Source organism: Streptococcus marimammalium DSM 18627, from assembly GCF_000380045.1.
Classification (GTDB): domain Bacteria; phylum Bacillota; class Bacilli; order Lactobacillales; family Streptococcaceae; genus Streptococcus; species Streptococcus marimammalium.
On record NZ_KB904339.1, the window covers coordinates 271,689 to 294,892 of the forward strand.

Annotated in this window: 18 protein-coding genes; all 18 read left to right on the forward strand. The window is 28.2% G+C overall.

Annotated features, from left to right (window positions below; genetic code table 11):
• Positions 1-29 precede the first annotated feature (29 nt).
• Positions 30-881: a dTDP-4-dehydrorhamnose reductase gene (rfbD, locus tag A3I1_RS0101240; RefSeq protein WP_018369505.1), complete on the forward strand. Its 852-nt coding sequence runs from the start codon at positions 30-32 to the stop codon at positions 879-881.
• 173 nt (positions 882-1,054) lie between these two features.
• Complete coding sequence (locus tag A3I1_RS0101245) at positions 1,055-1,762, forward strand: glycosyltransferase family 2 protein (RefSeq protein WP_018369506.1); 708 nt, start codon at positions 1,055-1,057, stop codon at positions 1,760-1,762.
• Positions 1,759-2,109, forward strand: coding sequence for a DUF2304 domain-containing protein (locus A3I1_RS0101250; RefSeq protein ID WP_018369507.1), 351 nt, complete (start codon positions 1,759-1,761; stop codon positions 2,107-2,109). Before A3I1_RS0101245 ends, A3I1_RS0101250 begins: the two co-directional genes overlap by 4 nt.
• Complete coding sequence (locus A3I1_RS0101255) at positions 2,096-3,367, forward strand: lipopolysaccharide biosynthesis protein (RefSeq protein ID WP_018369508.1); 1,272 nt, start codon at positions 2,096-2,098, stop codon at positions 3,365-3,367. Before A3I1_RS0101250 ends, A3I1_RS0101255 begins: the two co-directional genes overlap by 14 nt.
• Complete coding sequence (locus A3I1_RS0101260; RefSeq protein WP_018369509.1) at positions 3,357-4,859, forward strand: DUF2142 domain-containing protein; 1,503 nt, start codon at positions 3,357-3,359, stop codon at positions 4,857-4,859. Before A3I1_RS0101255 ends, A3I1_RS0101260 begins: the two co-directional genes overlap by 11 nt.
• A gap of 24 nt (positions 4,860-4,883) precedes the next feature.
• The gene (locus A3I1_RS0101265) at positions 4,884-6,032 is read left to right on the forward strand and encodes a glycosyltransferase family 4 protein (protein ID WP_018369510.1); all 1,149 of its coding nucleotides are present in this window, start codon (positions 4,884-4,886) and stop codon (positions 6,030-6,032) included.
• Between the two features lie 18 nt (positions 6,033-6,050).
• Positions 6,051-7,067 (forward strand): UDP-glucose 4-epimerase GalE, encoded by a 1,017-nt coding sequence (gene galE / locus A3I1_RS0101270; RefSeq protein ID WP_018369511.1) that lies wholly within the window; start codon positions 6,051-6,053, stop codon positions 7,065-7,067.
• Between the two features lie 122 nt (positions 7,068-7,189).
• Positions 7,190-8,344 (forward strand): beta 1-4 rhamnosyltransferase Cps2T, encoded by a 1,155-nt coding sequence (gene cps2T, locus A3I1_RS0101275; protein ID WP_018369512.1) that lies wholly within the window; start codon positions 7,190-7,192, stop codon positions 8,342-8,344.
• Complete coding sequence (locus A3I1_RS0101280; protein WP_018369513.1) at positions 8,334-9,266, forward strand: glycosyltransferase family 2 protein; 933 nt, start codon at positions 8,334-8,336, stop codon at positions 9,264-9,266. Before cps2T ends, A3I1_RS0101280 begins: the two co-directional genes overlap by 11 nt.
• Before the next feature lie 113 nt (positions 9,267-9,379).
• Positions 9,380-10,186, forward strand: coding sequence for an ABC transporter permease (locus tag A3I1_RS0101290; protein WP_018369515.1), 807 nt, complete (start codon positions 9,380-9,382; stop codon positions 10,184-10,186).
• Positions 10,186-11,355 carry an ABC transporter ATP-binding protein gene (locus tag A3I1_RS0101295; protein WP_018369516.1) on the forward strand — a complete coding sequence of 390 codons (1,170 nt, stop codon included), beginning with the start codon at positions 10,186-10,188 and terminating at the stop codon, positions 11,353-11,355. The genes A3I1_RS0101290 and A3I1_RS0101295 overlap by 1 nt, the downstream gene beginning before the upstream one ends.
• 15 nt (positions 11,356-11,370) lie before the next feature.
• Complete coding sequence (locus A3I1_RS07695) at positions 11,371-12,657, forward strand: glycosyltransferase family protein (protein WP_018369517.1); 1,287 nt, start codon at positions 11,371-11,373, stop codon at positions 12,655-12,657.
• The gene (locus A3I1_RS0101305; RefSeq protein WP_018369518.1) at positions 12,654-13,883 is read left to right on the forward strand and encodes a rhamnosyltransferase WsaF family glycosyltransferase; all 1,230 of its coding nucleotides are present in this window, start codon (positions 12,654-12,656) and stop codon (positions 13,881-13,883) included. The genes A3I1_RS07695 and A3I1_RS0101305 overlap by 4 nt, the downstream gene beginning before the upstream one ends.
• The gene (locus A3I1_RS0101310) at positions 13,873-14,850 is read left to right on the forward strand and encodes a glycosyltransferase family A protein (RefSeq protein ID WP_018369519.1); all 978 of its coding nucleotides are present in this window, start codon (positions 13,873-13,875) and stop codon (positions 14,848-14,850) included. The genes A3I1_RS0101305 and A3I1_RS0101310 overlap by 11 nt, the downstream gene beginning before the upstream one ends.
• A gap of 511 nt (positions 14,851-15,361) precedes the next feature.
• Entirely contained in the window at positions 15,362-15,730 is a 369-nt protein-coding gene (locus A3I1_RS0101315) for a hypothetical protein (RefSeq protein WP_018369520.1), read from the forward strand.
• A gap of 98 nt (positions 15,731-15,828) precedes the next feature.
• A complete protein-coding gene (locus A3I1_RS07700; protein WP_272912584.1) occupies positions 15,829-17,901 on the forward strand; it encodes a GBS Bsp-like repeat-containing protein in 2,073 nt (690 codons plus the stop codon).
• 1,097 nt (positions 17,902-18,998) lie between these two features.
• Entirely contained in the window at positions 18,999-21,221 is a 2,223-nt protein-coding gene (locus A3I1_RS0101335; protein WP_169332626.1) for an LTA synthase family protein, read from the forward strand.
• A gap of 179 nt (positions 21,222-21,400) precedes the next feature.
• Positions 21,401-23,122: a GBS Bsp-like repeat-containing protein gene (locus tag A3I1_RS07705; protein WP_018369524.1), complete on the forward strand. Its 1,722-nt coding sequence runs from the start codon at positions 21,401-21,403 to the stop codon at positions 23,120-23,122.
• Positions 23,123-23,204: the final 82 nt, after the last annotated feature.

A 23,204-nucleotide genomic window follows, 5' to 3' on the forward strand; every position in this document is an offset into this window, starting at 1 on the left:
AATAAAAATTAGAAGAAAAGGAGTCAAATATGATTTTAATAACGGGAAGCAAGGGGCAATTGGGAACAGAATTATGTCACCTACTAGATGAAAGAAATGTTGATTATGTTGCTGTAGATGTTAGTGAAATGGATATTACTAAAGAAGAACAAGTAGAGTCTGTTTTTGAACGAGTAAAACCAACGCTAGTTTATCATTGCGCTGCCTATACAGCTGTTGATGCAGCTGAGGATGAGGGAAAAGAATTAGACTATGCTATTAATGTTACTGGAACAGAAATTATTGCAAGGGCTTCTGAAAAATATGGTGCAACCCTTGTTTATATTTCAACAGACTATGTCTTTGATGGTGATAAACCAATAGGAGAAGAATGGTTAGAAACAGATACACCAAATCCAAAAACTGAGTATGGTCGTACTAAACGTCTTGGAGAAGAGGCTGTCGAAAAATTCTCAAGTCAATACTATATTATTAGAACAGCTTGGGTTTTTGGAAATTATGGTAAAAATTTTGTCTTTACAATGCAAGAACTCGCCAAAAAACATTCTCAATTAACAGTGGTTAATGATCAATTTGGTCGTCCAACTTGGACAAGAACTTTAGCTGAGTTTATGACTTATTTAACTGATAATCGCAAAGAATTTGGATACTATCATTTATCAAATGATGCTGATAAAGAAACGTCATGGTATGATTTTGCTGTTGAAATCTTAAAAAATACAGACATTAAAGTAGTACCAGTAGATTCAAGTCAATTTCCAGCAAAAGCCAAACGTCCATTTAACTCAACGATGAATTTAGAAAAAACAAAAGCTACAGGTTTTGAGATTCCTAGTTGGCAAGATGCCCTAAAAGAATTTTATCGTCAAGAAAAAAAATAAAAATGCTAACCAAAACAGGCCAACAGCCTGTTTTTTTCTAATCGCCAAAGAAATGAAAATATGATATAATGAAATGATTGTATTGTATAGAATGAGGTTATTACTTTAATTTTTATAGAATTTATATACAATATCAATATAATCTTTAATACACAACTAATAGGAAATTTAGAATGCAAAAAAATAATAAAAATATTTTAATAATGATTCCAGCATACAATGAAGAAGAATCTATTGAAAAGGTTATTAATAATCTTATCAAAAATTATTCTCAATTTGATTATATTATTATTAATGATGGTTCAAAAGATAAGACATCAAATATTTGCCATGCAAATGGCTATAATATCATTGACTTACCAGAAAACCTAGGGTTATCAGGTGCACTTCAAACTGGCTTTAGATATGCTTTTAATCATGGTTATAAGAAAGCGGTTCAATTTGATGCTGATGGTCAACACTTACCTGAATATATTGAGCAATTAAGTAATGCTATTGATGAAGGTAATGATTGTGTTATTGGGTCCCGTTTTGTTTCTGTTTCCAAACATAAGAGTTTACGTATGTTGGGAAATACATTAATTAGTTTTATTATTAAGCTAACAACTGGTAAAACCATTACTGATCCAACCTCCGGAATGAGAATGTTCAATGAATATTTAATAAAAACTTTTGCTACAAACATAAACTATACACCAGAGCCTGATACAATTTCCTATTTAATAAGACAAGGACTACGGGTGAAAGAAGTTCAAGTTAAAATGCTTGATAGACAGGCAGGGCAATCCTATTTAACTTTGTCCAGATCAATAAAATATATGTTTCATATGTTTGTATCTATTATTTTAATTCAAAACTTTAGAGAAAGAGGAATAAAATGATTATTGGATTACAAATAGTATTAGCTGTAGTTGCAATCATAACTGCTTCACTTATTTTAATAAGTATTAGAAAATCCAACATTCAAATTGAAGATAGTTTCTTTTGGCTAGTTTTTTCTATCGTATTATTAGGGTTATCAGTTGTTCCAAGCATATTTGTTTGGATTTCTGACTACATTGGATTTGAATCTCCATCCAATTTTATTTTCCTTCTTATTATTTTCCTATTAATCATTAATCAATATCGATTAACGAAGAAATTATCTTTACAATCCATAAAGTTAACCAAACTTATTCAATATATTGCTTTATCAGAGAAAGAGAATAGAGATAATGATTTTAAGTAATAGGAATACCGTTTCGAACAAAAATATTTTTATTTGGAATATGCTTGGAACGATCTCCACTGCCGCTGTATCAATTTTATTACTTATGATTGTCTCAAGACTGCTTACAAAAATTGAAGCTGATATTTTTAGTTTTGCTTATGCGATAGGTAATCAATTAATAACTATTGCTTTATTTCAGGTGAGAAATCTACAGTCAACAGATATTAATCAAAAATATAACTTTAAAGATTATTTCTATACAAGATTAATAACTTGTTTAGCCATGCTTACTGTATCCGGGATATATATATATTTCACTGATTATGATATGTATAAGGATGCTGTTATTTGGATTATATGCTTATATCGCTGTCTTGATGCTCTTTCCGATGTTTTTCAAGGATTTTTTCAACAAAAAGAACGTTTAGACTTTGCTGGTAAATCACTTTTTTATCGAAATAGTTTTGTTTTAATTACGTTTCCTTTATCTTTAATTATTTCAAATAATTTGATTTTTTCATTAATTCTAATATGTTTGGTATCGATTATAAGTCTTTTTCTATTTGATGTAAAACCATTACAAAATTTCAAGATCGATTCATCTCTTAAAACGAAAGAAAATATAAAAATTATTAAACTGTTATTAGACAGCTTTCCTTTATTTATCAATGGTTTTCTATTAATTTTTATTTACAATCAGTCAAAATTTTCTTTAGATAAATTATTGGAAATGGGTCAACTTGAACCTGGCATTCAGACACAATTTAATATTTTGTTTATGCCAATTTTTGTGATTAATCTTATTTTTTTATTTTTAAGATCTTATATAACTACAATGGCAGTTCACTTTGTAAAAAAAGAATTTGTTAAATTTAATCGTATTGAACATTTATTGTTTAAATATTTAACTGGAATTAGTATTATTGTTTTAATTATTAGTTATTTGATTGGAATACCAGTTCTTTCAGTAGTGTATCAAATAGATTTATCTCACTACAAAACTATATTTATTATGCTAATTTTAGGAGGCATATTAAGTACATATGCTACTATGATTGATAATTTTCTCACAGTTATGCGTTATCAAAGGTTTTTAATCATCCCTTATTTTTTAGCGTTTGTTGTTTCTTTTTTTTCATCAGATTGGTTAGCATATCAATATGATGTTTGGGGCGTTACAATTAGTTTTAACCTAGCAATGATTGTATGGTTAAGTTTATCATTAGTTATCTATAAAATATTGAAACAGAAGATGGAGACAGGAAATGGTGCTTAAGCGTTATATGATAGATTATAAAAATCTTTTACAGTCGAATTGGAAAAACTTATTAATGTTAACAATTGTTTTTGTTGTTACAATGATATTTTATTCTCAAAGTTTTGATCTTCCTAAAAAATTATTGCTTCTTCTTTTTATTATTAGTAGTCATTTAATTATGCTTCTACCTAAAAAAATTGAATTAGCAACCTTTAGTATTATTTTGACTTTAGGTATATTTTCAGCAACAATAACTCCAATAAACGATATACCAGATGAAACTGTACATTATGCTCGCTCATTTTTTCTGTCAGAGGGAAATTTGAATCTAAGTAATGATTTAGAAAATTTACAAGTTTCTGAAGATGTCTCAGCCATTATTGACCATAATTATCAGTCAATTTTGAGAATAGAAGATGATATCGAACATAGTAATGAAAAAGTTGCTATCAAAGATATTAATTCTACAAATGGTTATTATAATTTTTCTTATATTCCTCAATCACTGGGGATAACAATTGGAAATATTTTAAACCTTGAAATTATAGAAACTTATATACTCGGACGTGTTTTTAATGTTCTTGCTTATGCAGGATTAGTATTTATTGCATTATCAATTCTTGTTGTTGGCAAGCAACTATTTGCAGTTGCTAGTTTAGTTCCAATGAACATTTATTTATCAGGATCATATAATCAAGACAGTGTATCGTTAGGACTTATTTTTTTAATCTCTGCTCTTTTTATAAAATTTTTAACTGACAAAAATAAAATATCAAATAAACAAATTGTCATCTATACATTGTTGTGTAGTATTGTTGCATTTACAAAACTGCCCTATATTCTACTAATTTTTTTACTATTATTTATTCCTTCTAACAGATTCAATGATAGTCGTAAAAAAATAATTATTTATAAATTTTTGGCTATCATTTTGGTACTTACAGTAACTCTCTTCTGGTTAAAAACTTATCGTCAGATAATATCTCCACAACTTGAAGTGGCTGATTTTTTACAAAAAGTTGACGTGAAAAACCAATTTATAAGTATTATGTCAAAACCTTTTACATATGGAACTTTATTGTTAAGGCACCTTTTAATTCATTTATTTAATCCTCAAGGAATAACTGTTTTTGGGCCATTAACCTATGGAATGTCCGAACTATTTTCATTAAATATGATTTTTTATGCATTAACAATTTTTAATAATGCTAATGAACTCAAAATATCAAAATGGTCAAAAACAGGTATTTTCTTTATAGTTATGGGAATTATTGGGAGCATTGTTTTGACTTTTTATCTCACCTATACTCCTGTAGGAGAAGTAAATGTCTTAGGAGTACAAGATAGATACTTTTTAGGTATTATCCCTTTAATGTTTATCCTTTTAGCTAGTAATAATAAATTATTTGAACGTTGTTATAAGATGCTTTCAGATAAATTTATTTTAAATAGTTCTATTCTCTTTATTGTAATCATGATTATACGTGTTTTATTAAATTATTATCTTTAGTACATAAGTTTAGAGAGGGTTTACATGTCAGTTAAGACAATAGCAATTTTTACGGCATTTATATATCCACATTTAGGTGGTGTAGAAAGATTCACTGTTAAAATAGCTGAAACATTAGTAAAAAAAGGATTCAAGGTTATTATTGTAACAACTAATAGTCATAATCTTTCTAAACAGGAGGAAAATGGTGATATTAAAATTTACCGTTTTCCTTCTAAAAAACAGTTTAAATCAAGATATCCTATTTTTGAAAAAAATAATATCTATAAAGAATTATTAATGCAATTGTCAAACGAAAATATTGATTTTGTTATTTGTAATACTCGGTTCTATTTGACTACACTAATGGGATTAAAAATAGCTAAAAAAAGAAATCTCAAAGCTATAGTTATTGAACATGGTGGAGGTTATGTTCAAGTTGGAACTACAGTAAGAGGTCATACTATTTTAGATTTTTTAGCTAAACTATATGAACATCTAATTACTTTTGCAGTTAAAAGATACTCGCCAGATTTTTTTGCGGTTTCTGAGAGAAGTATGACTTGGTTAAAGAATTTTAGAATATCTCCTAAAGGAGTTATTTATAATTCTATTGATAAAGAATTATTAAATAACTATCAAAGTAAAATATTATTACCAGAACTAAAAAACAACTTAATTATAAGCTATGCTGGAAGAATTATAGAAGAAAAAGGTATTATACTTCTATTAGAAGCGTTTTCACAATTAGAAACATATAAAAAAATTCACTTAGCAATTGCAGGAGATGGTCCACTTTTAGAAACTTTAAAAAGAAAATATAAGAATGAAAGAGTTTCTTTTTTAGGAAAATTAGACTACAACAACACTATGATATTGATGAATCAATCTGATATTTTTGTAAATCCATCAATTTATGCTGAGGGTATGCCTACAGCAGTATTAGAGTCGGGTATGATGAAATGTGCTGTTATAGCAACTGATAGAGGCGGGGTAACTGAAGTTATTTCAGATGAAAAAACTGGTATTATTGTAGATGATAGTGTTGATTCAATAAAAAATGCTTTAGAAGTATTAATTACGAATCATGGAAAACGACAATTGTTACAAGAAACCATTCATCAAAAGATTAAATCTGGTTTCACATGGGATGTAACTGTCAAACATCTAATTGATGATATTATGAATATATAGTGGTAAAGGAGTTAAAACATGGCTACAATTTTAGTGACTGGTGGAGCAGGGTATATTGGTTCGCATACCTGTATCCAATTACTCAATCAAGGATATGATATTGTCGTTATAGATAATCTATATAATGCAAGTTCTAAAAGTTTAGAAGTAGTGAAAAAAATAACGGGAAAGTCATTGACTTTTTATAAAGGTGATATTCGCAATGAGAAAAAGTTACAAGAAATTTTTGAAAATCATGAGTTCTCAGCTGTTATCCATTTTGCAGGATTGAAAGCGGTTGGTGAATCTAGTGAGATTCCTTTGGATTATTACGACAATAATATTAGTGGCACTTTGACTTTACTTCGTGTGATGAAAAAAAATGGTTGTCAAAATATTATTTTTAGCTCATCGGCTACTGTTTATGGAGATCCTGAAACTGTTCCAATAAGAGAAGATTTTCCACTTTCTGTGACTAATCCATATGGTAGAACCAAATTAATGTTGGAAGATATTTTTAAAGATTTATATGCTTCTGATAAAACTTGGAATATTGTTTTATTGCGTTATTTTAATCCCATAGGTGCTCATAAATCTGGTGATATAGGGGAAGATCCTTCAGGAATTCCAAATAATTTACTTCCCTATGTATCACAAGTGGCTGTTGGGAATTTGCAATATGTAGGTGTTTTTGGAGATGACTATAATACACCAGATGGAACAGGTGTTCGAGATTATATTCATGTCGTTGATTTAGCAAATGGACATGTCGCAGCACTAAAAAAATTAGAACCAAAATCAGGGTTAAACATATATAATCTTGGTACAGGAAAAGGCTACTCCGTTTTAGAAATTATTAACACAATGTCAAAAGTCGTTGGAAAAGAAATTCCTTTTCGTATTTTACCAAGACGAAAAGGTGATATTGCCAAGTGTTATGCTGACAGTTCAAAAGCAAAAAAAGAGTTGAAATGGCAGGCAAAATACGATATCGTTCGCATGTGTGAAGATAGTTGGAGATGGCAAAAGAAACACCCTAATGGTTTTTCTGATTAACTCAGGACAATTATTTATTTAAAATCCACTCTCAAACAGGCTTTTGCCTGTTTTTTTCTAATCGCCAAAGAAATGAAATTATGATATAATGAAATGATTGTATTGTATAGAATGAGGTTATTATGCGTCACGTTTTTATCCTTGGTAGTAGAGGCCTCCCAGCAAGTTATGGAGGTTTTGAAACTTTTGTTCAAGAACTGATTCAAAATCAAGTGTCTCCTGATATTAAATATCATGTGGCTTGTCTTTCAAATGAAGAGCAAGGTCATCATTTTGATTATTCAGGAGCTGATTGTTTTACTATTAAACCACCAAAGTTAGGTAGTGCGCGTGTTATTGCCTATGATATGATGGCGATTAACTATTCCTTGTCTTTGATTCAAAAGCAGCAAATAAAACAACCTATTTTTTATTTACTAGGTAATACCATCGGTGGTTTTATTTATCCATTTGCTAAAAAGATTAAAGCAATTGGTGGAAAGCTATTTGTCAATCCAGATGGACTAGAGTGGAAACGTTCTAAATGGCCAAAACCTGTTCAAATGTATTTGAAGTATTCAGAAAAAATGATGACAAAGCATGCCAATCTTATCATTACAGATAACCTTGGCATTGAAGACTACATTAGAACCTCTTATCCTTGGTCTAAGACATCATTTATCGCTTATGGAACTGATACCGAATCGTCTAATCTATCACCAATAGACACAACAGTGAGAGATTTTTATCAAAAATGGCAAATCAGAGAAAAAGAATATTATCTAATATTAGGACGCTTTATTCCTGAAAATAATTATGAAACTATTATTAGAGAATTTATGGCTAGTCAAACCGAAAGGGATTTGGTAATTATTAGTAATTACGAAGGCAATGCCTACTTCGAAACTCTTCGTCAAAAAACTCATTTTAATCAGGATGAGCGTATTAAGTTTGTAGGTACCGTCTATGATAAAGAATTAGTTTCCTATATTCGTGAGAATGCCTTTGCTTACCTCCATGGTCATTCTGTTGGTGGTACTAATCCAGGTCTTCTTGAGTCACTAGCTCATACCGATCTAAGTTTAGTCTTGGATGTTTCTTTTAATCGACAAACCGCTAAAGATGTTGTTTATTACTGGAAGAACAAAGAAAATGATTTAAAAGACTTACTAAATAAGATGGATAAAAAAAACGATTTCAAAGAACTTGGTAAAGCGGCCAAAAACCATATTAAAGTAAACTATACTTGGTCAAAAATTGTTAAAGAATATGAGGATTTATTTTTAAGTGAAAGTTAATATTGTGATGGCTACTTATAATGGCGAGAAGTTTCTTGCGGAGCAGATCGAAAGTATCCAAAAACAAACTTTTAAAGATTGGACTCTTTTAATAAGAGACGATGGCTCAAACGATCAGACTAGAACTATCATTCAAGCCTTTGTCAAAAAAGATTCACGCATTCATCTTATCGATTCTGAAAAATTTGATAATGTGGGAGTTATTAAAAGTTTTTATACTCTTGTTAAGCGTGAGCCTGCTGATTTTTATTTTTTTAGTGACCAAGATGATGTTTGGTTGGAAGATAAATTAGAAATCACCTTGGCTAAAGCACAAACTTTTCCTAGCGATAAGCCATTACTGGTTTATACCGACTTATCTGTGGTCAATCAAAATCTTGAAATGATGACTGAAAGCATGATAGAAAAACAATCACATCATGCCAATACGACTCTTCTTCAAGAATTGACAGAGAATACGGTAACTGGTGGGACCATGCTGATTAATCATACTCTGGCTGAAAAATGGACAGTTGATGATAATATTTTGATGCATGATTGGTATCTTGCTTTGTTAGCTAGTGCAATGGGTAACCTTGTTTATATAGATAGAACAACTCAATTATATCGTCAACATGACAATAATGTTCTTGGTGCAAGAACATGGACAAAAAGAATGAAAAAGTGGTTAAAACCACACTTACTATTAGAAAAATATTGGTGGCTTATCACAGAAAGTCAAAAACAAGCCCATCATCTCTTACAATTTGACTTATCAAAACAAAACAAAGAGATGATTATTGCATATATTTCTCTACTTGAACAACCATTACCGAGAAGATATACTACATTAAAAAAGTTTGATTTTAAAAAGAATCGACTTTTTCATACCCTCGTGTTTAGAGGACTGATTCTTACAAAAATAGGCTATAGGAGAAAATAAAATGATGTTATTTCGTAAAGAAAATTGGATTCTTTTACAAGAAATGGTAAAAACGAATGAGACTATTTATTTTTTAAAATCTCATTTTAAAAAAGTAGAAAAAGGAGATAATAATGTATAACTTTTCGACAAACAATCTTATTATATTAAAAGAAATGATTAAGACAGATTTTAAACTGCGTTATCAAGGAAGTTTGATAGGTCACTTATGGTCTATTTTAAAACCAATGCTATTATTTACTATAATGTATTTGGTATTTGTTCGTTTTTTAAGATTTGATGACGGTACCCCACATTATGCTGTAAGTTTACTCTTAGGAATGGTGACATGGAATTTCTTCACAGAAGCAACAAGTATGGGAATGTTATCAATTGTATCTAGAGGAGATTTACTTAGAAAAATAAATTTTCCTAAGGAAATAATTGTTATATCTTCAGTTTTAGGGGCGACAATAAATTATTTTATCAATCTTTTAGTTGTACTTGTTTTTGCTTTTATAAATGGTGTTGATATAGGTATTGGGATTTTTATTTTACTACCTCTCTTCTTTGAATTATTTTTGTTTGCTACAGGTATTGCTTTTATCTTATCAACTTTATTTATTAAATATAGAGATATGGGACCTATATGGGAAGTTATTCTCCAAGCTGGAATGTATAGCACCCCTATTATCTATTCAATTACTTACATTATTCAAAGAGGACATACTTTAGTTGCAAAAATAATGATGTTGAATCCTTTAGCTCAGATAATTCAAGAATTACGTCATTTTATTGTTTATTCTGGTGCTGAAATTAATTGGGATCTTTTCGAAAATAAAATTTTTACGGTTATTCCAATTGTTATATCTATTAGTTCATTCTTTATAGGTTATTATATATTTAAGAAAAATTCAAAGAAATTTGCGGAGATTCTCTAATGTTAAGAAAAAAAGTTGTTTTATCTGTTAATTCAATAAGTAAATCTTTTAAGTTACCAACAGAAGCAAGTCATAGCTTAAGAACTAGTTTGGTAAATTACTTTAAAGGAGTAAAAGGTTATACTGAACAACACGTTCTTGATGATATTTCATTTCAAGTAGAAGAAGGAGATTTTTTCGGAATTGTTGGAAGAAATGGTTCAGGAAAATCTACTTTACTTAAAATTATTTCTAAAATCTATACACCGGAAAGTGGTACAGTTGAAGTAAATGGGAAACTAGTTCCTTTTATTGAGCTAGGGGTTGGCTTTAATCCTGAATTAACTGGCAGAGAAAACGTTTTTATGAATGGAGCTTTACTAGGTTTTTCAAGAAGTGAAGTTGATTCAATGTATGAAGAAATTGTTTCTTTTGCTGAACTTAATGATTTTATGGATCAAAAGTTAAAAAATTATTCTAGTGGAATGCAAGTTCGATTAGCATTTTCAATTGCAATTAAAGCAAAAGGAGATATCTTAATACTCGATGAAGTATTAGCTGTTGGTGATGAAGCTTTTCAAAGAAAATGCTTTGATTATTTTGCTCAATTAAAACGAGAAAATAAAACGGTAATTTTAGTAACTCACTCAATGGAACAAGTTCAACGCTTTTGCAATAAAGCCATGTTAATTGATAAAGGACATAAAATGAAGGTAGGGAGTCCACTTGAAATTGCTCAAATTTATAAAGAACTTAATGGGATAGGTGTTGAAACTGAGTCAAATAATAATACAAAGAAAAATAATATCGCTTTGTCTTCTTATTTTAAAAATATAAATCAAGAAAATTTAGAGTTTAACTTTAATTTGGAAATAAAGCAAAATATTGACGATCTTGTGTTGACTTTTACAATTCATAAAGATAGTGGTGAACTACTTTATAGGTGGGTTTCGGATGAAGAAGTTGATGATCCAATATCAATTGCTGATTCTAAAATTAATATTAAATTTTTAGTTCAAAATATTTTCCCAAATGGGAAATTTACAACTCAGTTTGGTGTCAAATCTCGAGATAGATCAAAAGAATATGCTATTTTTAATAATGTTTGTAATTTTGAGTTGATTAACAGAGGTAAATCAGGAAATAACATATATTGGAAGCCTAACGTATCATTTAGATTAAAAAAGTGAGGTTGAAATGTAGATATGTTTAAAGAAAAGAAATTTTTATTAACTCACATTTGGTTACGAGGTTTTAGTGGTGCTGAGATTAATATTTTAGAATTAGCTTTATATCTTCAATCTCAAGGAGCAGTTGTTGAAGTTTTTACTTACTTATCTCAATCACCGTTGAAGAATAAATTTGAGGAAAAGAATATTAAAATTATTGATGATATTAATCATAAATTTGAAATAACAAATTATGATATGGTTTTTGTATCACAAAATATTATTCCACCTCAAATAATTAGAGAACTTGGGCAAAATCATGAAAAATATCCTAGATTTGTTTTTTTGCATATGGCAGCTTTACCTAGCCATGTTTTAGAACAACCATTTATTCATGATTTAGAACAAAAAATTTCATCTGCTAGTTTAGTAGTTTCAAAAGAAATAGTTAAAAAAAACTTATCTCGTTTTTTTAAACAAATTCCTAACTTACATTATTATCCCAACCCTGTTCCTAAATCTTATACTAATTTAGAACATAGAAAGAAAACTTCAATAAAATCCATATTGGTTATATCGAATCATCCTCCTAAAGAAATTCTGGAAATTGAAAAGTTATTAATTGAAAGAAAAATAAAAATTGATTATTTTGGAGTTTGGTCTCAAAATTACCAACTAGTAAACCCAGAATTAATTAATAAATACGATTGTGTTATAGGAATAGGTAAAAATGTTCAATACTGTTTGGTAATGGGAAAACCAATATATGTATATGATCATTTTAAAGGTCCAGGATATTTAAATGAAGATAATTTTATTTTAGCAAAAGAAAATAATTTTTCGGGTAGAGGATTTGAAAAAAATATTAAAACTTCAGAGGAAATAGTCAAAGAGATATTAAGCAATTATAAAGAAGCTCAAATTTTTCATAATAAAATAAGAAATCAATCGATTAATAAGTATCTAATTTCTAACGTTTTTTCCAAAATTTATAAGAGTGTAAATAATTTTAATAAAAAAATAGAACCATTTGATTCAAATTATATTGAATATGTAAATGCCATTAATTTATTATTAAAAAATACAGTGGTACGTTTAGAGAATGATAGTGTTAATTTATGGCAGTCTATTCATAAATTAGAAAATGTTGAAAAAGAAAAAGAAAAAGAAATTGATTCTCTGAAGTTGCAAATTAATTTGCAAGCGGACGAATTGAAAAATATTAAGAAAGCATACTATTATAAAATAAATCAGTTTTTCATAAAATTTTATAGCTTGTTTATCAATAATAAGTTAATTCGACTATTAAGGAGAAAAAAATGATATATAAACTTTTAAAAAGTTTTAAAGAATATGGTATATATGTGACTATTAGAAAAATTCTTCACAAATTAACTGGTAAGCCTTTAATGAAAAAAATACATAAGATAGACTTATCTAAATTACCAATTATGCCTAAATTTGAAGACATAGTTTCAGCAGATTATATTAATAATCGTTATAAAAAGCCATCTAAAATTGATAAAGAAATTTTAAATATAGCATGGGTTTCTCCCCCTATAGGAAAAGGAGGAGGAGGACATACGACTATTTCGAGATTTGTTAAATATCTACAATCTCATGGTCATCGTATAACTTTTTACATATACAATAATAATACAATTCATCAAACTTCAAAAGAAGCTTACAAAATTTTATTACAGTCTTATCACATTGATGTTTCTGTAGAAGAACTTGAAAATTTTAAAAATCAAGATGTTGTATTTGCTACAAGTTGGGAAACTGCTTACGCTGTATTTAATTTAAAAGATCAAAAGCTTCATAAATTTTATTTTGTTCAGGATTTTGAACCTATGTTTTATGGAGTAGGTTCTAGGTACAAATTGGCTGAAGCAACATATAAATTTGGTTTCTATGGTATTACAGCCGGTAAATGGTTAACAAAAAAACTAAAAAGCTATGGAATGGAATCTGATTATTTTGATTTTGGTGCTGATATAGAAATTTATCAGCCTACGGCTCCAATTAAGAAGAAGAAAAAGATTGCTTTTTATGCTAGAGCTCACACTGAGCGAAGAGGATTTGAACTTGGAATCATGGCTCTTCAAATATTTAAAGAGAGATATCCCGATTATGATATTGAATTTTTTGGTCAAGATATGAGTGATTATAACATACCTTTTGAATTTATTAATAGAGGAATTTTGGGTAAAGAAGAACTTGCAACAATTTATCAAGATAGTGTTGCTTGTTTATTGCTATCATTAACAAATGTCTCTTTATTACCACTGGAATTATTGGCTTCTGGATGCGTTCCAGTTATGAACTCGGGAGAGAATAATACCACTGTTCTTGGAGAAATTGATGATATTGCTTATACGGAAGCATATCCTATTTCTCTAGCTAATAAATTATGTGAGATAGTTGAGAAAACTAATATTAATGATTATGCAAGTGAGATTAGCAAGAAATATAATGATTTTTCTTGGGAAAAAAGTTATAAAAAAGTAGAACAAATAATTATTAGAGAGGTTATTAATGAAAAATAAACTCAAAGCGACTGTTTTCATTCCTGTATTCAATGGGGAAAATAATCATCTAAAGGAGACTTTAGTTGCATTATATAAACAAAAAACTGATTTTCCTTGGGATGTTATCATTACTGATTCAGAATCTCAAGACTCTTCTTTATCAATAATCAAAGAGTTTTTGTCTAAATATGATAATTTAAGATTAATTAAAATTAAAAAATCAGAATTTTCTCATGGTAGAACTAGGCAAATGGTAGCTGAAATATCAGAGGCGCAGTATATTGTTTATTTAACCCAAGATGCCATACCTATAAATAGTAACTGGTTATCAGAAATGATTTCACCATTTAGTCTAAATGAAAAGATTGTTGCAGTATTAGGAAAACAGAAACCTAGAGATAATTGTTTTCCTGCCATGAAATATGATATTAATTTAGTTTTTGAAGAACAAGGTGTTCCTGATGCTATTACACTTTGGACTCGAGATAATAAAGAATTTTTTGGTAAGTATACAAAAGAGTCTTTTTACAGTGATGTTTGTTCAGCAGCCCCCAGAGATTTTCTACTTAATAATATAGGATATAGGACTGTTGATTATTCTGAAGATTATGAATATGGTAAAGATATTTTAGATGCTGGTTATATTAAGGTATACAATAGTAGAGCAGTTGTTGAGCATTCTAATGATGTTAAGTTATCTGATTATAAAAAACGTATTTTTGACGAAAATTATAATATTCGTCTAAATAGTGGTAATACTACAAAAATTTCATTTCTGAATGTTATAATTAATACCATTAAATTTTCATTTAAAGATAGTATAAAAATTTTAAAAGATAGAGATTATACTCTTAGAAAAAAAATTTATTGGTCATTTATAAATCCTTTATTTCATTTCGAAAAATGGAGAGGAATTAGGTTGGCAAATAGTATCGATTTAAATTCAAATATTTCAAAATATTCTTTGGAAAAAAGAGAGAAATGATATTAAAATTTGAATAATAAAAAAATTTATCTAATTTTAAATTAGTTGGTTTTTAGATTTTGTTTCTATAATTAATACAACTATCAATAATCAAAGATACAAGACCAAAAGTTAAGAGAATAAAAACACGAGCTCATTGAACTGCACCCCAAAAGTTAGACACAAAATCTAACAATTGGGGTGTTTTTTTGAGTAGAATTGAGACAATTTTCGAAGTAAATTATTTGGAAGTTTGAGATATTTTTTATTCTTCAGGATTACTTTTTTAGGTTGAATAAATTTTTGTAGTCTATTAAAGTATTTCATAAGTATGTTGTTAAACAGAATTTTTTATTATATATTTGTTATGAGAATATTATTTTTTATTGGAAGTTAAGTTAATTATAGAAAAGTGTTTTTGCAGTAGCATAGCAAAAGTAAAACTAAAAAATTTTTAAATAGCAGCATATAATTGTTTGTTCTTTCACAAACATAATGCTATACTTTCTGTGAAAAGGAGGAATAAAGCAATATGAATAAGAAAAAGAAAAAAATATTGTTTATTTTATGTTTATCTATAGGTTTAATTGCTACATCCACTGTAGTGTTTGCTGACACGGAAAATGGAATAACTCAAAATCAAATATCAGAGTTTGATAATTTGACAAATAGTCAAGATAAAAATTTCGTTGAAATTATTAAAAATGATGAATCAAACGAAGATGATAATGTATTATCTGATCATCATGATTTGGAAGTTCCAAATAATTCTAATAATGTAGAAAACAATGATTTCAAGAATTTAGATAAAAATACTATTCAAGAGGATAATTTATTAAATGAAGAAGATGTTGATTTAGAAAATAATGAATTTTCAGAAGAATTACTTCAGAAAAATTAATAGAAACTCCTCATCTAAAGAATTCATTTAGAAACTCTTCTGAGAATGCAAATAATTTATCTGTTACAGAAATTTCAGAAGGTTCAACAGCACTTCGTATTCAATACAATCGAGAAATATCCAAAAACTCCACTATAATGTTTGCAGTTTGGTCTGACAAAAATGGTCAAGATGATTTAAAATGGTATAAAGCTGATAATGGAGGAGTTGCATACGTAAGCTATAGTAATCATAAAGCCTATGATCTTTATCATATTCATACATATGCTAATGAAAATGGGAAAATGCGAGGACTTAATGCAACAACTTTCAGTATAGAAGAGCCTAACATTAATTATCAAATAGATAAAATTTCTAAAAATGAATATAAAATTGTAATCAGTGATATTCCGAAAACAATAACAGAAATTAAAGTACCAACTTGGTCTGATAAAGGTGGTCAAGATGATATAAAATGGTATGTGGCTAAAAAAATATCGCCTACAAAATATGAAACTATTGTAAATGTGAATAATCATAAGAATGATTTTGGGCAATACCACATCCATCTATATGGTTATAGTCAAATTACACAGTCTCTAATTCCTTTAATTGGAACAACCGGATTTAATCATGAAAAAGAACCCGAAACTTATGCAAAAATAAATATTGAAGATTATAGTGAGAATAAAACCACATTCAATGTTACAATAGATAAATCAAATGCTAATCAGGTAATAAATGGTATTAGAATAGCAGTTTGGTCAGAGACCAATGGTCAAGATGATTTGAAGTGGTACACATATAATAATACTTCAAATAATAAAGATAAGTTCAAAATTGATGTTACCAATCATAGTAATAAAAGCGACTTTTTTATAGTTCACGTATATACTGATTATGCAAATGGTAAAACTATCGGAACAGATTTAGGAAAATATTATTTTAAAATAGAGGCTAAAAATGAATTGCAAACAGATTTAACTCAAAGTGGTATTTCTTTGAGATTTAAATCTAATATTATTCATGATTTAAATAACATCTACTTTGCTGTATGGTCTGATGAAAAAGGTCAAGATGATATAAAATGGTATAATGCTAACAATATGGGAATTGCACTTGCTAATTATACTAATCATCGCAACTATGGTATATATAATATACATACATATTTAAAAAAATCAGGGAAAATGGAAGGGATTATGGCAAGTCAAATAAATATTCCTATTCCAACTGTTAATCATAATATTTCAAAAATTAGTGATATAGATTTTGAAATTATAGTAACAAATGTTCCCAAATACATTAACTCAATTGTCATTCCTGTATGGTCTGATAAAGATGGTCAAGATGATTTGAAATGGTATAGGACACAAAAGATTTCTGATGGAGCATATAAAGTTAATATTAAACTGAAAAATCATAAATACGTACTAGGGAAATATCAAGCACACATATATGCTGAAGGACCTTTGTCTGATGGAATTTTTGGATTAACAAGTACAAACGGTTTTCAAGTAAACAGTATTTCAAATTACAAAGATCCTAAGATGGATATTGTTAACTATACTCCTAATGGTCATAGTTTTAGTGTTAAAGTAACTGAAAATGATGATTCCAAATTCATTAAACTAATTAGAGTAGCAGTTTGGTCTAAGGATAATCAGAGTAATATAAAATGGTATGAAACAAGTTTTAAAAGAGGAAATACTTTAAGCATTAGTGGTGATGTTACACAACATGGTAATATTACTGGTAAATATCAAGTCCATGTTTATGTAACGTATATGGATAATGAGATTAAAGGTTTTCAATTACCTCAGATTAATTTAGTTAAAAAAGCAACTCCGAAAGTGACTCCTTCAAAAAATACCTATGAAGTTGGCCAATGTACATGGGGAGTTAAAGAATTGGCTCCTTGGGTTGGTAACTATTGGGGTAATGCAAAAGAATGGGGTGCAAGTGCAAGAGCTGCTGGCTTTTCAATTGGATCAAAACCAGTTGTTGGGGCAGTTGCAGTTTTTCCTAACGATGGTGGAGGTTATGGGCATGTTGCCTATGTAACAGCCGTTGAAAGTTCAAAGAGAATTCAAGTAAAAGAAGCTAATTATGCTGGTAACACATCTATTGGTAACTATCGAGGGTGGTTTAATCCAACTACCCAGGCTGTTTATTACATATACCCATATTAATAATGAGCCTATGAAATCAAATGTTTTTTGTCAAGTGGGTAGTAGTTAACTAGTCATTAACATCCAGAGAGAATCAATTTAATATACTCCCCTTATAGTGGACAGTGAAAAAAGCAAAGATTCACTAGAAATGATAAGGGGAGTTTTTGTATGTTCAAAAAATGGAAAATATCTTCAGAAAATAAAGATGAATATGGGGATAGTAAATAAAGAGAAAAGTTGAACTTGAAGAAACAAGAATGGGTGTACAATGATAAAGAGATAAAAGAGACTTCTGTATAGGCTTATTAGAAAGTGGAAGTGTTAATATGAAAACATAGAAACTTATGCTTAATCATAACTAGGTTCTTTTGATAAGATAAGGGTATATTATTTATAAGAGTTTCCTTTAAGACAAATGTTGAGTTTTACCTAAATTTAATATAAATGGTATTTCTTGTCTAATTCATTTTAAAATTGGTTATATTCCTAAAATCTGTTTCTGAAATTAACTATTTTACATTGTGTAGAAAGGATGTTAGAATATATATCATAGCTTAGAGACTACGATTTTTTAATTTCTAAAAATCCTTTGATTTTACCTCCTTTTGTAGATATCAATTTACTAAATAAAAAAGATGATCTAAACTTCAGTCCTGCATCAGTTATTGACTTTACTTATTATGGTGGAATAAAAGGAGCATTAAAATATTTTGTAAGTGCAAACATTCAAATTTTAAAATATATTGTAAAAAAAATATTGAGTAAATTCAAAGGTAACCCATGAAAATTTTAGAATTTGAAATATTTAAGAATTTAAGGTGGATTTATTAATGAAAATATTAACTTCTTATAATATTAATAATATAAAAAAAATATTTTTGAATAATATTATTAGTATTATAGTTCAAATCCTATTTTTTGGAATCATTTTTCTAAAATTTTTGTTTATTAATTCTTCTCAATTTTCCTTTAATTTTACTTCAAAAATCATTATATTTTATAGTTTATTATTAATTTTAATTGGTTTTTTTGTTCACAAAGTCTTTAATTTAAAATTGTTGATATCAACCATTGTATCGTATTATTTATTTTTAATAAGCTCTTATTTTTTCAAAATGACCTTATTGCTTAATGATGAGAATTTTGAGTGGGATAAGTATAATGATTTTTATGAAACAAATTTCTTAGAGTCGTTATTTTTAATTGGATTAAGTATTTTGTTTTGTAAATTAATTTCAAAAATATATGAACAACTACAGAAAAAAGGTTTTTTCAATACAGTACATGATAGATATGAATTACTAAAGACAAATTTAAACTCTTCAAACATTAGATTTATATTCATTGGTCAAACACTAACGGCATTAATAATAACTGGTTCACAGTTTTTAGATCGTTTTTATTCTAATAATCTTTTGCCAATTGAATCTATTTCTTCAATTTTTAGTAATAATTTAATCATTTATTTTTTAATTTCATACATCTCTTACTCAGTATTAAGTATTATTTTGGTAATTGGTTTTTATAATTTAAAAAATAATAAATCAACCTTTTTTCTTTCTTTAACGACAAGTATTATTCTTGCTACTGTGTTTAATTATTATATTCAATCTGGCATAACAGTTACTGGAATGTGGTATGACTATTATATTGTTTCTGGAGCAACTATTTTTCAAATTTTTGTTTTAGCATCTCTTTTCATGTTGTTCTACTCAATAGTTAATAGATTTTTACCTGCTACTTTAATTTCAATTATTTTCGGTTTCATTATTTCATTTGCAAATGCTAAAAAATTTGAATTAAGAAATGAGCCATTACTATTGTCAGATTTGTCTTGGATTAGAGAATTTACTTTCTTTTTTGATTTTATTGATTGGAATATAGTTATAACTTTTATTATTGTTCTGCTAATTGTTATATTGTTGTTAATTGTTTATAGAAATAAAATTCTTTCTGGGCCAATTTTTCAATCTAAACTATCAAGGTTAATGTTAATTTCAAGCGTTTTAGCTTCTTTTATAAGTATTAAAATAATATTTGAAAATTCCGAGAATGGATTAATTAATCCAAATATTCCTGTCCTTTCTTCTGTCTATAATGTTTATGATATTGATTGGCAAGGTTTGAATGCAAATTCTCGATTTCAGTCTCTTAGCTTTGTATGGTTTAAACAACTAACAACGAAAAGTATGGAAAAGCCAGATAATTATAGTAAAAAAACAATTGATTCTCTTTATGAAAAATATCAAAAAGTAGCAACTACTATTAATGAATCTCGTACAGACAATATTAATGATCAAACAATAATCTATATTTTAAGTGAAAGTTTAGCAGATCCAAAACGTCTTGAACAAGTAAATGTTTCTCAAGAGTTGCTTTCCAATATTAAGTCAATTCAAAGTAAGACTACGAGTGGACTAATGCATGCAGATGGTTATGGTGGTGGAACTGCAAATATGGAATTTCAATCACTATCTGGCTTACCAAAATATAATCTTAATGGCACCATATCAATTTTATATACTGATGTTGTTCCTAAGATGAGCTATGTTCCTTTGATAAGTAATTTTTTTGACGAAAATAACAGAATTGTAATCCATTTAGCAAATGCTAATAATTATTCTCGAAAAGCTATTTACCAAAAATTTAAATATGATAAATTTATTGCGACTGAAGGTACTAAAGATGAACCAAATTTTATTGAAAATAGAAGTTCTAGTTATAGTGATAAATCTAGTTATCAAAATGTTTTATCCGAACTAGATGAGTCAAAAAGTCAATTTTTTTCAGTTATGACTATGCAGAATCATTCACCTTGGTTTTCTGAAACCCCAGAAGATATTCAAGCTGAAGGTGATGATTTTAATGATAAGGAAAATAATGATCTACTTAGTTATGCTAGACTATTAACTTATACTGATAAGGATACATTAGAATTTTTGGAAAAACTTAGAACTTTTAATAAGAAAATAACAGTTGTTTTTTATGGTGATCATTTACCAGGATTATATCCCCAAAGAATATTTGAAAATCAACCTGAAAATCAATATTTAACTGATTATTTTATTTGGAGTAATTATGATGTCGAGAGAAAGCTTGATTATCCTCTTGTTAATTCTAGTGATTTTGGAGCAGAACTATTAGCACATACCAATTCAAAAGTTAGTCCCTATTATGCTTTGTTAACTGAAGTTTTAAATAATGCTAGTATTGATAAAAAAGATTTAAGCGAAGAACAAAAAATTATAGCAGATGATTTAAAATTGATACAGTATGATTTAATGGAAGGTAACAATTATATCCTTGAACATCCAGATTTTTTTGAAATGACAAAGTAAGATTTAATTCTATTTATAGAATTAAATCTTTTTTACTATGTTTAAGTGAAATAAATTTAAAATGTTCACTTTATTATTTGAAAGATTAGAGACTATTTTCGAATAAATAGTATGTAATCTATTTTGGAAAAATAATTTTTTTCAAAATTAGATTATAAAAATTTTTTAAGGAGAATATATTGAAAAAAATTCTGCACCGTTTACTTAGTTATACCATGTTATTTCTTATTTCAATGTTAATCATTTATAGAGTAGAGGCAACTGATGTTGCTGAATCAGAGGTAACAATAAAAAATTTCAATCAATATGAAGGGACATTTGATGTTATAGCAAATGAAGCTGAAAATAGTAAAACGATTTCTTATATTGACATCGCTGTCTGGTCAGAAAAAGATTGGCAAGATGATTTAAAATGGTATAGTACAGACAAAGTATCTAACAATAGCATTCAATATCACTTTAATATTAAAGAACATGGGGGTAAAAGTGGAAATTATATTGTTCATGCATACATAACATATAATAATGGAAGTAAAAAAGGATTTGATTTAGGTAAGAAAAGCATAAAATTATCGAAACCAGAATTAACAACAACTGGAGAAGGTATTAAAATAAAATCTAAAATAGTTCCAGAAGAAGGAAGATTAGTAACAGCAGTTTGGTCTGAGGAAAATGGTCAGGATGATCTTAAATGGTATTATTCTAATTCAGATGGTATTGCTTTAGCGAAATATATGTATCATAAAAGTTATGGTAAATACAATATTCATACATACCTACAGAAACCAGGTGAGATGAAAGGTATTTCAATACAAACTCTCCAAATTGAAAAACCAAATCTCAACTATCAAATCACCAAAGTAAAAGATACAGCTTATCAAGTGACGATAAATGATGTGCCTGAACATATGACCTCTATTCTTGTCCCTATTTGGTCGGATAAAAATGGTCAAGATGATCTTAAATGGTATCAAGCGACAAAAATTGATGCAACCACTTATCAGGTTATGGTGCCTCTTAAGAATCATCACTTTAATTTAGGACACTATAGTGTTCATCTTTATGGAAGAAGTGATCTTTATACTGGATTAAAAGGGTTACAAAGCACATCTGGTTTTTCTGTGGATGCCATTACCAGTTATGATAGTCCTCAAATGGGGAGTTCTATGACTAATAGTAATCAATTTTCAGTGACAGTGAATGAAACTGAGCATTCAAAAGTGATAAAAAGTATTAATGTTGCTGTATGGTCAGATGCCAATCAAGGGAATCTCAAATGGTATCAGAGTCAACATTCAAATAATGGCTCGTTTTCAATTAACGCAGATATTAAAAATCATGCTAATAAAAGTGGTCTTTACCATGTCCATGTTTATATCACTTATAATGATGGTGAAACGAGAGGTTATCCCTTATCGCAGGTCTCTTTATCGGCAAGGATTGAAACGAGTTATACTTACTTTTCACAATATTATATGCCATCAAATTATCAAAACGTATTAACGTATAAAGCACCGACTTCAAGAACAATATATGGAGGATATGACAATATCGGAACAAGCTATAGTCAAGGGCAGTGTACGTTTTACGTCTATAACCGGATTAGAGAAACACACGGAATTTCTGTTTATCGTTGGTTGGGTAATGGTCAAGATTGGGTGAATAGTTTGACTAGTCAAGGTTGGCATCGCAGCAATCAACCAAGTGTAGGAGCTGTTTTATCAGTCAAGGGAGGTTATGATTATACTTTATCTCAATATGGTCATGTGGCCTTTGTTGAACATGTTAATTCAGATGGTAGTTTCCTTATTAGTGAATTAAACTATAATGAGATTCAAACAAAAGTTCATTGGAGAGTTTTGAGACCACAATTTTATTATAGTTTTGCGAGTTACCAATAAGAAAAAAAAAGTCTCTTTAAGAGGCTTTTTTTATTTATTATTTAGCTAATATCATTGGCATTAATCTTGAAGAACCGCCCTA